Here is a 13,295-nt window from a genome sequence, read left to right on the forward strand (position 1 = left end):
TTTTTTGTGAGTTTTGAGTAGAAAATTAGAGGTGCGTGCCGGTAAAACATTTGGGGGTTGGTGCAAGCACAAGCGAAAGATAGAATTTCACTCTCCCACCTACAGACTCTATTGGTAGAATTGGCATCGCCCCCCTTCCTCAACCCTCCTGACTAGAAAAAAAGACTCCTTGGGCAAGTTAGGAATTTATAGTTACAAACGATAAAAATCTGAGTTTAAAAATGCCAGAAAATAAGTTAAGCTTAGATGAGAACGCTTGAAGAAAAATCAAAATGTTGCAGCGACACCCTTGGCCGCAGACAGTTGAAGAGGCGATCGTCATTCAAGAACAGCTTCGGTCAGAGGTTATTACCGAAAATCAACTGGAGACAGTTCGGTACGTCGCAGGCGTAGATGTCGGCTACGACAGTGCAAACGACGTATCGCGGGCCGCTGTAACAGTTCTGAGCTTTCCCCACTTGCAGTTGCAGCAGCAAGCTGTAGTTCGTAGTCCTACAACTTTTCCTTATATTCCGGGTTTCCTGTCTTTTCGAGAAGTGCCGGCAGTTCTCGAAGCTTTGGAAAATATCAGTTTGATACCAGACTTGATATTGTGCGACGGTCAAGGACTAGCGCATCCCCGCAGATTCGGTCTTGCGTGCCATTTGGGGGTTTTGACAGGGATTCCCACGATCGGAGTTGCCAAAAATCGATTTATTGGAGAACATTCAGAAGTCGGGCTCGACCGAGGCAGTTGGCAACCCTTGCTGCTGGAGGGATCAACCGTAGGGGCAGCGTTGAGGACGCAAACAGGGGTAAAGCCGATTTATGTTTCGATCGGTCATAAGGTAAACTTGATAAGCGCGATCGCGTACGTCCTGCGCTGCGCCCCAAAATATCGCTTACCAGAAACAACTCGATCGGCCGACCAACTAACATCGGGATAACTGGCAAGCGCGGAAGGCATCAAAAAAAAAGTAAAAAGACCAAAAAAGCATCCGTCTTTGGACTTTTAATTTTCTGAGGTGGCGCCACCCGAGTCAAAAAATCCTCTGAGTCTACCGCCGATCAGCTTTCGGTTCCATCCTTCCAGCGAACTAAAGAATTACTATACCTGAGAAAGAGGTATAAAAGTTGGGGCGGTTTATAGAATGATTGAAAGACAGTAACAATCTTAAAACATTGGCGGCTCTAACTATAGTGCCCGGGCGTGAACTATTTTTAGTTCACATTTGTAAATTATGAAAGAGTCATCCTGCGAGTTAAACCAAAAGCTTAGATTCGTGTGATGAGGTTTCATAATTTACCGTCGGATATCTCACCACTGACTGGGAGTAACCACGACAGTGGGAGGCGAAGGCGCGATCGAGCTAAAAAATCAGAAACAAACAAGGAGACAGTCATGGCTGAGAAAAGCAAACGCGGATTCGCTTCTATGGATGCAGAAAAACAGCGCGCAATTGCTAGCAAAGGCGGAAAAGCTGCACACGAGAAAGGCACTGCACACGAATTCACCCCTGAAGAAGCCAGACAAGCTGGCCAAAAAGGCGGTGAAGCTGTCAGCAGAAATCGCGAACACATGGCTCAAATTGGTCGCGAAGGCGGTCGGAAAAGCCGCAAGAGCGAAGCTTAAGTCTCTCAAGCCTGGCCTTGTAAGGAAAGATTGCACAGCTGCAGCGTGAGAGATAGCACTAGGACAGTGAACGTTTGAGGAGGTGGGGCGATCGAAGTTACCGAGGTACTTCGATCGCCCCACCTCCAAAATTCGTCCCTAGCGCACCAAAGCTTCGCAAATGTGAAAACCCCACAGGAATGAGTTTTTAATAATAGCTGGCCAATCTTGAACGGCAATTTTTTAACCAAGCTGCACTGCGGTCAATAATTTTGCGGGACAGAAAAGCTGGCAAGCGCGAGTCAGTATCTCAAAAAAAGCCAATACGAGCACTAAAAGCCCCGAACTCAGGGCTTTTTTGTTTAGCTGCACATAATATTTTTATATCAATTCCGGTTGCACTCCTCATGACTGTTGACTGTTGACTGTTGACTGTTGACGGGCGGGTCGAAAAACTGAATAGTTGATACCAATTTTTTATGAGGCTGCATAGAATCCGATCCCCCCTAGCCCCCCTTAATAAGGGGGGGACAAGATTCCGATCAAAGTCCCCCTTCTTAAGGGGGATTTAGGGGGATCGAGATATGTGCAACTTCGCATTAAATTGGTATGAGTGTTAACTGTTGACTCGATTTTATTATTCCGATGCAACCGGAAACGATATTAGAAGTTCGATCGAGTCTGCGTCAATAATTCTAATTAAGTTTTTTGGTGAGGAACTCCGTCCTCCAAATAAATCAGCTAATATTTTTTTATTATATTTTTGAGCTAACTATAAAATCATGACAAACCAGCTCACTTTAGCATGGACAGAAGCTGGAGTGCGTCAAACTCAGACAATTCAAAACGGACAGCCGAGCAAAAATCCGGGAACCGTGAGGCTCGGGCGCGATCCGGCGAAGTGCGATATAGTATTTTCGCATCCCAGCGTATCGGGGCTGCACGTTGAAATATTTTTTAATCAGGAATTGCAGGAGTATGCAGTGCGGAATTTGCGCGAAAGCAATCCGCCCCTGATAGACGGAAAAATTCTCACCCAAGGCGAAGCAACATTGAGATCCGACAGCCACCTCCATTTAGGTCAAGTGGAAATTGAGGTGCTGAAGGTGACGGAGGTAGAGGTAGCCCCGCCGCTGACTGTTTTGCTGTCCGGGCCTCCGGTTCAAAGTTCTTCCCCGCCGACGGGGCCTTCAAGCTACGGTTTGCAGTGTCCGAAGTGCAGCCGAATTTCGCCTTACGCACAGTTGAATGCGGGGTGTCCGTGGTGCGGTACTTCTTTGGCTGCGGCGGCGAGTGTGATGCTGTCTCCGTGAAAGTGTTTGAAAAAGGGAAAATTGGGCTATCCGCTAAACACTCTCAAATTCAAAAATCTTTTTTGCAGAAAGCTCAAAGCCGACGGCTGATGTTTAAAAAATAATCATGAATTCTCCACCCTTGCGCCTGCGACTGACTTGGACAGATACAGCTACGGGGGATTGTCGATCCCCGATACTCGACTTACCCATCGCTTTGGGACGAATTTTTGAAGCTATGCCGGCCACTATCAATGGGAAACGAGTTTCTCGAATTGCGCTCAGCAGCAGTCAAGTTTCTCGCTTTCACGCAGTCATTGGCACCGAAGGTAACAGTATTTTACTCACTGACACGGGTAGTCGCAACGGTACTTTTGTTAACGGCGTTAGCCAAACCCGTTGCGCGCTGGCAAACGGGGATATGCTGCAAGTTGGGCCCTACGCGATCGGCATTTCTTTTGCTGTTAATTCCCCTGAAACGCTGTCGGTCAATTCTCACATTTTCTTTAACCCGCAGACGAATGGGCCAGACCCCGCACTGGGCCAGCAAATAATGTTGCAGCTTCCTCAAACAAGTAGTAGGGGAGAATTTCCGCCGATCGCATTTTTGCACGCTTCTCAAGTGTCAATGCGATCGCTCGAATCTATGGGACTCCCTGTGACAGAAGTTGATTGGGCTGCTGTTGGCGGCGGTTTGGGCAGCTTTATTTGGGTGGATTTGCTGAGAATTTGCGGCGTGAAAACCGATCGAATTGCGGTTTTGGGCATGGAAAACGAGCCTTACGCCCGCTATCTACGTCTATGCCTTAATTCCCAAATTCCGCTGCGGGAACGCCTACGATCGAATTCTGACTCTTGTCCAGACAACATTTGGGGGTGGCCTCCCTATGCTTTGCGGGAAGCTTGGCAGGAATTGCTCAAAGGGCGTTTGGGGATGTCGTTGAAGTTGATGTGGCAGGTGTTTGCTGAACCGACTTTTGCCGAAACTTATACGCCTCGCGCGGTGAATGTGTTTGATTCTATTGATAGGGAAGTCGATCGAATTGGGTGGAATCAGATGTTTCGCTACGGTAGAGTGCGGGGAATTCGCAAAACAGATGACGGCAGGTACGCGATCGCTTATTCTCGATCGAATGCCGATCACCGCGACCACGCTTTTTTAATCGCCAAATACGTACACTTAGCCACCGGCTATCCCGCCATTCAATTTCTGCCCGACTTGCAAGCTTACCGCGAAAAAACCCAGGATTTTGAGTCGGTTGTCAACGCTTACGAAAGCCACGACGGCGTTTACGAAAAATTGGAGGCCAAGGGCGGCAGCGTGTTAATTAGAGGCCGGGGAATTGTGGCTTCGCGGGTGGTGCAGCGAATTTACGAAGCGCGACAGCGGAACCGCAATATTCAAGTATTGCATTTGATGCGATCGCCCAAACCCCAAGGCAACAAATTTAACCTCGCTCAGCGCAGCGTCGAAAATCACTACGAATTTCAACCTTTCAACTGGCCGAAAGCTTGCTGGGGCGGGGAACTCCGCGTACTTTTAGAAGAAGCCGCGCCTGAATTGCGGCCGCAGTTGCTCACAGACTGGGGTGGCACTACTACAGCCAAGCGTAGCGACTGGCGGCGGATTGTGAAAGAAGGTTTAAGTCAAGGATGGTATCAAATTACCTTCGGGGAAGTCGAGCGAGTTGAGCGCGACAGTCAAAACCGCACGGTGACGTACATTCAGGAGAAGGAACTCAAGGGGCAAATTAAGTTAGAAGCTGATTTTATTATTGATGCTACGGGTTTGGACGCTAAGGTAAAAACCAGTCCCCTGTTAAACGATTTGGTAGCTCAATATAATCTTCCCCTTAACGGTTTGGGCCGGCTGAGTGTTAACAACAATTTTGAAGTGCCCGAATTGCGGAATTCTTCTGCTAGCAACGCAGAAGGGCGGGTATACGCAGCAGGCGCGATTACTTTGGGGGGGCCTTACGCGCCCGTAGACAGTTTTTTGGGCTTGCAATACGCCGCCTTGCGATCGGTTGAAAGTCTGGCCGCCAACCGGGTTGCTGGTGTGCGGAAATTGAGCGTTTGGCGATCGTTCGTGCAGTGGTTGAAGTGGATTTTAAATAAATCCCCCGACTAACTTGAAGGAGGAAGTTCGGCAACAAGCAATGTACAGGATTTAACTGAGATATTGCAGTATTTCAATAGGTTTTTTACGGGGGGCATCCTGCCCACCTCACAATAAAACTCACTCTTTGTGGAACAGGCATCTTGCCTGTTCTTGAAAATGGTAAAAGATGTAAGATTTAACTGATTTAAACGAACTTCGCCTTCAATCTAAAATCTAACATCTAAAATCGAACAACCTTCCCATTCAATCTAAAATCTAAAATCCAAAATCTAAAACCGAACAACCTTCCCATTCAATCTAAAATCTAAAATCTAACATCTAAAATCGAATAAAATTCCCATTCAATCTAAAATCTAAGATCTAAAATCTAAAATCGAACAAACTTCCCATTCAATCTAAAATCTAAAATCGAACAACCTTCCCATTCAATCTAAAATCGCATGACCCCCACTTTATTCGGCCGTTGGCAAACTCGGTTATTGTTATTTGCAACCGTAGGCGTTTTAGTAACGCTGCCCTTTTGTTTGGGTTTAATTACCTCCCAATCAGGCTCAATCTTTTTCTGGATTTTAGGGTATGTAGCGATTTTTGGCATCGGCTGGGATGCCTTATATATTTACATCCAGCAGTTTCGCTGGGATCGAGATTGGCCCGGCGCGTTTCAATTGCTCGCTGGAATTTGGGAAGCACTTTTTGTGTTATTTTTAATCAAAATTATTGGTTTGCCCGGGATACCTGCACAAGATTTTGACTTGGGAGCTTTTGCTTTGCATTATAGTTTAGTGTGGCTAGCTATTTATCTGGCGTCGCAAACACTGATGCGGATTTTGTTTCCCCACTGGCGTTTCCGAGGCGGCCAATGGTTGTAATAATACCTGTAGGGGGGGTTTTTACCAACAATAATCGTCTCAAACCCGCCCCGGGTATTCTACCAATTCCCAATTCCCAATTCCCAATAAAATTTATTGTAAGGTGTAGCCCTCCCTGGGCACCCAACATAATTTATAGTAAGCTCAACTCAAAATTGCTGTGATCCTTCAATGCACCGTCCTCCTTGTATTTTCTCATTTTTTTCGGGTTCTGGCTTGCTCGATCTGGGTTTTGAGTCGATCGGCTTTAATGTAGCGTATGTCAATGAAATTTTCCCACCTTTCATGCAAGCATACCGCTATTCTCGGCAGTGCCTGAATTTGCCGCTACCAGAATACGGATATTGCGAAGGAGAGGAAGCAGATGTAACTCGACTTGTAGGGGGAGAACCAGCTTTTCGCCTGCGGGAATTGATGCAGGATGCCCGCAAGCATCACGATATTGTGGGATTTATCGCGGGCCCGCCTTGTCCTGACTTTTCTATTGGTGGCAAAAACCGGGGTCAAGAAGGAGATAAAGGTCAACTTTCAGCTTCATACATTGAATTAATTTGCCAGCAGCAGCCGGATTTCTTTTTATTTGAAAATGTCAAAGGTTTGTGGAGAACCAAAAAACATAAAGCTTTTTACGACGCACTCAAAAATCAGTTGGCTGATTCGGGATACGTTTTTGTCGAACGTTTAATTAATGCGATAGAATACGGTGTCCCACAGGATAGAGACAGAATTATTTTGATTGGCTTTAGAAAAAATATTGTCAAAGATATGGGTATTCCCCTAGATGAAAAAAGCCAAATGTTACCCGAAAGTTTATTTCCTTGGCAAAGTCAGGTATTATATCCCAAATCAGAAATTTTTTCTCATCCTTGGCCGGATAAAACTGCCTTTGCAGGTGATGGTTTCGTGCCTTGTCCTGATGGCATTCCCCAAGATTTAACGGTAGAATTTTGGTTCCAAAAAAATGACGTTCTCAACCATCCCAATGCCAAACACTATTTCAAACCAAAAGCTGGCATTAAGCGGTTTGCTTCCGTTGATGAAGGAGATGATTCAAAAAAATCTTTCAAGCGATTGCATCGGTGGCGTTATTCGCCGACCGCTTGTTACGGCAATAACGAGGTTCACTTGCACCCTTACAAACTTCGTCGGCTTTCTGTTGCAGAAACACTGGCTGTTCAGTCACTGCCAAAAGAGTTTGCACTGCCGGCTGAGATGACGTTGACTAATATGTTTAAAACTGTTGGCAATGGGGTTCCTTATTTGGCTGCACAAGGTATTGCCAAAACAATTTTACAGTTTTTATATAACTAAAAAAAACGAATAGCCAGATACCCGACTTCGCCGAATTTGTCGGTTATCTAAAACTCTTTGTAGCGGTAAGGGGCGCATGGCGCACCCTACAATTACTAAAAGTCTCAATTACTAGACGTATCTCCTTTAACATAGAAGTGTTATAATAAATTGTTAAGGTTGAAAACCTATATTTTTATTTGCCTGCAATTCGCCATGACCGTTAAACCCCGCCGCTATCACATCACTACTTTCGGATGCCAGATGAATAAAGCCGACTCGGAACGGATGGCCGGCATTCTGGAAAATATGGGCTTTGAGTTCTCGGAAGACCCGAACGAAGCTAGCTTGATTCTCTACAATACTTGCACGATTCGCGACAATGCCGAACAAAGAGTTTATTCTAACCTCGGAAGGCAAGCTCATCGCAAGCGCCAAGAACCGGGTTTAACTTTAATTGTAGCTGGATGCGTGGCGCAGCAGGAAGGTGAAGCGCTGCTGCGGAGAGTGCCGGAATTAGACTTAGTAATGGGGCCACAACACGCTAACCGACTTGAAGATTTGCTGGAACAAGTTTTTGAGGGCAATCAAGTTGTGGCGACTGAAGCTGTTGAAATTATGGAGGATATTACTAAGCCGCGCCGCGATAGCAAGGTGACTGCTTGGGTGAATGTAATTTACGGCTGCAATGAACGCTGCACTTATTGTGTTGTGCCGAATGTTCGTGGCGTTGAACAGTCGCGAATGCCGGAGGCTATTCGCGCGGAAATGGAGGATTTGGGCCGTCAAGGTTACAAGGAAGTAACTTTGTTGGGGCAAAATATTGATGCTTACGGACGCGATTTGCCGGGGACAAAAGCGGACGGCAGCAACCAGCATACTTTGACAGATTTGCTTTATTTTGTGCAGGATGTGCCTGGTGTCGATCGCCTCAGATTTGCTACTAGCCACCCGCGCTATTTTACAGAAAGATTGATTAAGGCTTGTGCGGAATTACCGCAGGTTTGCGAACATTTTCACATTCCTTTTCAGTCGGGAGATAATGATATTTTGAAGGCGATGTCGCGAGGCTATACTCAGGAGAAATACCGCAGGATTATTGATACAATTCGCCGTTATATGCCGGATGCTTCGATTACTGCGGATGCGATTGTCGGTTTTCCTGGCGAGACGGAAGCGCAGTTTGAAAAGACTTTGAAGTTGATCGAAGATGTTGGTTTCGATTTGGTGAATACTGCGGCTTATTCCCCTCGCCCTGGGACGCCCGCGGCTTTGTGGGAAGATCAGTTGAGTGAGGAGGTGAAAGCCGATCGCCTGCAACGGCTCAATCATGTGGTGACAACAACGGCGATGGAACGATCGCAGCGCTATTTCGGACGCACTGAAGAGGTTTTGGTGGAAGTCCAGAATCTTAAAGATCCAACTCAAGTGATGGGGCGCACTCGCGGCAATCGTCTCACATTTTTTAAGGGAGATATTGCGGAATTGGCGGGTAAAATTGTGCGGGTTAAAATTACAGATATTCGCGCTTTTAGTTTGACAGGAGAAATGCTCTAAGCTGTTGGGGCATTTAAATTGTATGTCAAGAAATAATCCAACTATGACTGGGCAGTTTCTTCGAGGCCGCCCGCAATATACAATTTAAATTCGCAACAGCTTATGCTTAATTCTCAGTTTCGGTCGCATACTTCCTGTGATAGCTGCGCTAACTGCGTGTATATTTGTCAAAAAGTACCGGGAGTATTGAAAAATGACAAAGATGCGGATCGGGCTATTGTTCGGGGGGCGATCGGGCGAACACGAAGTCTCAATTAGTTCGGCGCGGGCGATCGCCCGTGCCCTCGCTGCTGACGAAAATGCCTCTAAATACGAAGTTCTGCCCTTTTACATCCAAAAAAACGGCCGCTGGCTGTCGGGAACATTACCTCAACAAGTCTTAGCCACCGGAAAACCTCTCGAAATAGAGCAAGAACCAGGACAAAACGACTCTCCCGCGGGACAGTTTCCTAATTTTAATGCCGTAGATGTTTGGTTCCCTGTTTTGCACGGGCCCAACGGCGAAGACGGTACGGTGCAAGGGTTGCTGAAATTAATACAAATTCCTTTTGTCGGTTCGGGGGTTTTAGGTTCGGCGCTGGGAATGGATAAAATTGCGATGAAAATGGCTTTTGCTCAGGCTGGTTTGCCACAGGTAAAATACATCGCTGTCAACCGTTCACAAATCTGGTCTAATCCTTGCGTTTTCCCCAAACTGTGCGACCAAATTGAAGCTGAGTTGGGCTATCCTTGCTTTGTAAAACCCGCTAATTTGGGATCGTCAGTGGGAATTTCTAAAGCTCGATCGCGCGCTGAATTAGAAGCAGCTCTCGACAGCGCCGCCAGCTACGACAGGCGGATAATTGTCGAAGCGGGTGTGGTTGCTAGAGAATTAGAATGTGCAGTTTTGGGTAACGATAATCCCCAAGCTTCAACGGTGGGAGAAATTACTTTCCAAAGCGATTTCTACGACTATGAAACTAAATATACCCAGGGACAAGCCGACTGCTCAATCCCGGCAAAAGTCAGCAGTGCGATCGTCTCGAAAATCCAAGAAATGGCAGTACAAGCATTTTTGGCTATAGACGCGGCAGGTTTAGCGCGAGTAGACTTTTTCTACATTGAATCAACCGGAGAAGTTTTGATTAACGAAATCAACACTTTTCCCGGCTTTACAGCTACCAGTATGTATCCGCAAATGTGGGCAGCAGACGGCATTTCTTTCCCTGAATTAGTAGACCGTTTAATTCAATTAGCTCTTGAACGGCACGGGGAAAAAGGTTGAATCCTGAGCTGCAAACCGCTGCCGCGCCAACAGAAAAAAAATTATTTCCGCAGGTAATCTATCCATACCAGCGGAAACGATATAACATGGTTGTGGCAGGCAGTGCCTGCCCGCAGCCTTATTTCTGCTGCTGGTCGAGCAACTGGGAGTTTTTAGCAGGCTGATATAAATTAAATGCAGCATAAAATGTTTAAGGGAGAATGGCGAATAGCAACGTCAATCTCACATCTTGCATCTCAAAATTTAACTCGGTTAACTTAGATGAGACGTTTCACTCAACTGTCGCATTGGTGGACTTACGGACTGGTATTTCCCCTAGCGGTACTCAACTGCTGGTTAGCCCTCCTAGTCTTTGAATATTTTCGCGCTCTGATTACAGTTTTGATCATCGCTACAGTGTTCTCTTTTTTGCTAGATTATCCAGTGCGATTTCTGCGGAAATACGGCCTGAAGCGCGATCGAGCAGTTTTGTCGGTATTGTTTTTGACTTTACTGGTATTGGTGGTTTTAGGTGTCACTCTGGCCCCGATTCTGCTAAACCAAATTACTGAACTCGCCACCCGACTCCCAACTTGGATAGTTTCCGGGACAGAACAGATTGAAGCATTTCACAAATGGGCGGAAAATCGCAATCTCCGCATTGATGTCAGGGGTTTGACTATCCAATTGAGCGAGAGACTTTCAGCTCAATTGCAGTCTCTCACCGGCGAAATCCTCAAATTTGGCTTGGGTGCGGCAGACAGTCTGTTGAATTTCCTGCTGACAATAGTTCTGACATTCTACTTGCTCTTGCACGGCGATCGCCTGTGGGAAGGCTTGTTTAAATGGTTTCCATCCAAGCTGAGCTTTAAATTGCGAGAGTTACTGGCCCGAAGCTTCCACAACTACTTCGTCGGGCAAGCAACTTTGGCGGGTTTGATGGGACTGTCGATGACTGTTGCTTTTTTAATTTTGCGAGTTCCCTTCGGACTGCTGTTTGGTTTAGGTGTGGGTGTAATGACCATCATTCCCTTCGGGGCACCTTTCAGTATTTGCATTGTCAGTTTGCTGATCACATTAAACAACTTTTGGCTCGGCGTCACAGTTTTAGCTGTCGCTACAGTCATTGAGCAAGTAATTGAAAGCGGGGTTGCTCCTCGGTTATTAGGCGGTTTTATTGGTCTCAATCCCGTGTGGATTTTAGTCTCGCTGTTGGTGGGGGTTAAGGTGGCGGGAGTAGCAGGTTTGATAGTTGCTGTGCCGATGGCAGGTTTTATTAAGAATACTGTTGATGTTTTGGAAATTTCGAGGAACAAGTCGAGGGAAATCGATTCGGTTAGTTCCATTGAAACTATGGAGCAATAAAATTCCTCCTTACGTTCAAATTTTAGAGTTGGAGAGAGTTTTGGCCGGCTATTTTGACTTAGGTTTAGTGGGTACTTTAGGTTGAGGCTTTAGAGGTTTTTTACTTCCTGCTTTAGGGTGAGCCTTTCCGGTGCTTTAGCTGCTATCCTTCCTGGATGCAGGCGGGGTCAAAAACCTCGTTTCTAGGTTAACGTCGATCGCTCACAACGAAGATTTTGCGTAGAAACCTGGTTTTTTTGAGTGCAGGATTGTTGTTGACTTCGGATATCAATCCTGTGAAAAGTTTGCGGAAAATACGGAATATGCGAGCTGGCTAGCGTAGTTTGTATTATCCCACTCAGACAGCAATTCGCCAGTGCAGACCCAGTTCGATCGCACTCAAAAGCTCGAATCCACAATAGACCTGCGAGTGTCGGGTTTCTCCCCCACCAGGTAGGGTAAACCCCACCAGTCAAGCAGATATCATCAATGCTTGAATTAAAATTAAAGAGCCTGTAGTTCTAACTTAATTCCAGTAAGTGCTAAAAATGCAAAACCCTAATTATAACTATCGCTCTAACTCCCCCGCAATCAATACTATGTCAACCAAAAATATGCCTGCTACAACTGTGCGTTATCGCCGTTTTTCGTTGCCGAAAAAACTGGCTTTTTTATCCCTTGTTTTGCTCGGCTCCACCGCAACTGTGGGGTGCAACGCCCTAACTTCTAAAGTTCCTGGAAGTTCTAACGCCATTCAAGCTGAACCTTCAAGTACAGCGCCAATCTCAGCATTGCCTGCAAATATACTGCCCTCTCAAGACTCTAATTTTGTTACTAAAGTTGTGCAGGCAGTCGGCCCGGCAGTGGTGCGGATCAATTCGTCTCGCACGGTAACGAACCAAGTTCCAGATGAGATACCTGAGCAACTCCGCCGCTTCTTCGGTTCGGAATCTCCCATTCAACCGGGAAGTCGGGTAGAACGGGGTTCCGGTTCGGGTTTTGTTTTTGGTTCCGACGGCCGCATTTTGACTAACGCTCACGTTGTTGATGGCGCGGATACGGTGACGGTAAAACTGAAGGATGGCCGCGAATTTGTCGGCAAAGTTTTAGGCGTAGATACAGTTACTGATGTGGCTGTTGTTAAAATTGAAGCTACCAATTTGCCTGTGGTGAGTTTGGGCAAATCTGAAGAGTTACAGCCGGGAGAATGGGCGATCGCGATCGGTAATCCCCTCGGTTTGGACAATACTGTGACTGTGGGCATTATTAGCGCTACAGGCCGTTCTAGCGCCGATGTCGGTGTTCCTGACAAGCGCGTCAGCTTTATTCAAACCGACGCTGCGATCAATCCCGGCAATTCCGGTGGTCCGCTGCTGAACCAGCGCGGTCAAGTTATCGGCATGAATACAGCTATTATTCAAGGCGCTCAAGGATTGGGTTTTGCTATTCCGATCGATCGAGCACAACAAATTGCCGACCAATTAGTAACAACCGGAAAAGCCGAACATCCTTATCTCGGCGTTCGCATGTTGAGCATTACTCCCGAAGTCAAGGCAGAATTCAATAAAAATCCCAACCCCAAATTGAGGCTGACTGAAGATAAAGGCGTGTTAGTTTTGGGGATTGCCAAAGATTCTCCGGCGGCACAAGCTGGAGTTCGCGTTGCCGATGTGATCAAGAAAATCAACGGTGCAGAAGTTAGCGATGCTGGCAGCGTACAGCAAATTGTCGAGAAAAGTACAGTGGGCAGCGATCTGCAGCTTGAAGTGAGTCGCGGGGGACAACCTGTTACTGTGGCGGTGAAAGCGGGTGCTTTTCCAGCGGCCCAGAAGCAGCAGTAGAATTGTTAATATCGTGGGTTAAGTTAAGCCAGGGACTTTAGTCCCTGGCTTATTGTTTAAGTTGGTTTGAACTGAGATCTTGCACCATTCTCAATTAGCCATACTGCCAACCACTAACAGTGATGTCAAAACCCTGCTGACGAGCT

Annotated in this window: 10 protein-coding genes; all 10 read left to right on the forward strand. The window is 46.6% G+C overall.

Features of this window, described 5'->3' with window-relative positions; all coding sequences use genetic code 11:
* The first annotated feature begins 272 nt into the window (after nt 1–272).
* The gene (gene nfi, locus QT996_RS19795) at nt 273–926 is read left to right on the forward strand and encodes a deoxyribonuclease V (RefSeq protein WP_333048470.1); all 654 of its coding nucleotides are present in this window, start codon (nt 273–275) and stop codon (nt 924–926) included.
* Between the two features lie 455 nt (nt 927–1,381).
* Complete coding sequence (locus tag QT996_RS19800; protein ID WP_006631632.1) at nt 1,382–1,612, forward strand: KGG domain-containing protein; 231 nt, start codon at nt 1,382–1,384, stop codon at nt 1,610–1,612.
* Between the two features lie 761 nt (nt 1,613–2,373).
* Nucleotides 2,374–2,904: an FHA domain-containing protein gene (locus tag QT996_RS19805; protein WP_333048471.1), complete on the forward strand. Its 531-nt coding sequence runs from the start codon at nt 2,374–2,376 to the stop codon at nt 2,902–2,904.
* A gap of 106 nt (nt 2,905–3,010) precedes the next feature.
* Nucleotides 3,011–5,014, forward strand: coding sequence for an FHA domain-containing protein (locus QT996_RS19810; protein ID WP_333048472.1), 2,004 nt, complete (start codon nt 3,011–3,013; stop codon nt 5,012–5,014).
* Nucleotides 5,015–5,445: 431 nt separating this feature from the next.
* Nucleotides 5,446–5,874 (forward strand): hypothetical protein, encoded by a 429-nt coding sequence (locus QT996_RS19815; RefSeq protein ID WP_333048473.1) that lies wholly within the window; start codon nt 5,446–5,448, stop codon nt 5,872–5,874.
* Nucleotides 5,875–6,045: 171 nt separating this feature from the next.
* Entirely contained in the window at nt 6,046–7,185 is a 1,140-nt protein-coding gene (locus QT996_RS19820) for a DNA cytosine methyltransferase (protein WP_333048474.1), read from the forward strand.
* Between the two features lie 195 nt (nt 7,186–7,380).
* On the forward strand, nt 7,381–8,721 hold the full coding sequence (miaB, locus tag QT996_RS19825; RefSeq protein WP_333048475.1) for a tRNA (N6-isopentenyl adenosine(37)-C2)-methylthiotransferase MiaB: 1,341 nt from the start codon (nt 7,381–7,383) through the stop codon (nt 8,719–8,721).
* Between the two features lie 193 nt (nt 8,722–8,914).
* Nucleotides 8,915–9,985 (forward strand): D-alanine--D-alanine ligase family protein, encoded by a 1,071-nt coding sequence (locus tag QT996_RS19830; protein WP_333048476.1) that lies wholly within the window; start codon nt 8,915–8,917, stop codon nt 9,983–9,985.
* A gap of 261 nt (nt 9,986–10,246) precedes the next feature.
* The gene (locus QT996_RS19835) at nt 10,247–11,329 is read left to right on the forward strand and encodes an AI-2E family transporter (protein ID WP_333048477.1); all 1,083 of its coding nucleotides are present in this window, start codon (nt 10,247–10,249) and stop codon (nt 11,327–11,329) included.
* A gap of 578 nt (nt 11,330–11,907) precedes the next feature.
* Nucleotides 11,908–13,149 (forward strand): HhoA/HhoB/HtrA family serine endopeptidase, encoded by a 1,242-nt coding sequence (locus tag QT996_RS19840; RefSeq protein WP_333048478.1) that lies wholly within the window; start codon nt 11,908–11,910, stop codon nt 13,147–13,149.
* The last annotated feature ends 146 nt before the right edge of the window (nt 13,150–13,295 follow it).

It is taken from the genome of Microcoleus sp. S13C4 (assembly GCF_036700865.1).
Lineage (GTDB): Bacteria > Cyanobacteriota > Cyanobacteriia > Cyanobacteriales > Microcoleaceae > Microcoleus.

Coding starts and splice junctions, on each gene's coding strand:
- QT996_RS19820 (WP_333048474.1), top strand. CDS start 6,046: ATGCACCGTCCTCCTTGTATTTTCTCATTTTTTTCGGGTTCTGGCTTG.
- QT996_RS19835 (WP_333048477.1), top strand. CDS start 10,247: ATGAGACGTTTCACTCAACTGTCGCATTGGTGGACTTACGGACTGGTA.
- miaB (WP_333048475.1), top strand. CDS start 7,381: ATGACCGTTAAACCCCGCCGCTATCACATCACTACTTTCGGATGCCAG.
- QT996_RS19840 (WP_333048478.1), top strand. CDS start 11,908: ATGTCAACCAAAAATATGCCTGCTACAACTGTGCGTTATCGCCGTTTT.
- QT996_RS19805 (WP_333048471.1), top strand. CDS start 2,374: ATGACAAACCAGCTCACTTTAGCATGGACAGAAGCTGGAGTGCGTCAA.
- QT996_RS19810 (WP_333048472.1), top strand. CDS start 3,011: ATGAATTCTCCACCCTTGCGCCTGCGACTGACTTGGACAGATACAGCT.
- QT996_RS19815 (WP_333048473.1), top strand. CDS start 5,446: ATGACCCCCACTTTATTCGGCCGTTGGCAAACTCGGTTATTGTTATTT.
- QT996_RS19830 (WP_333048476.1), top strand. CDS start 8,915: ATGACAAAGATGCGGATCGGGCTATTGTTCGGGGGGCGATCGGGCGAA.
- nfi (WP_333048470.1), top strand. CDS start 273: ATGTTGCAGCGACACCCTTGGCCGCAGACAGTTGAAGAGGCGATCGTC.
- QT996_RS19800 (WP_006631632.1), top strand. CDS start 1,382: ATGGCTGAGAAAAGCAAACGCGGATTCGCTTCTATGGATGCAGAAAAA.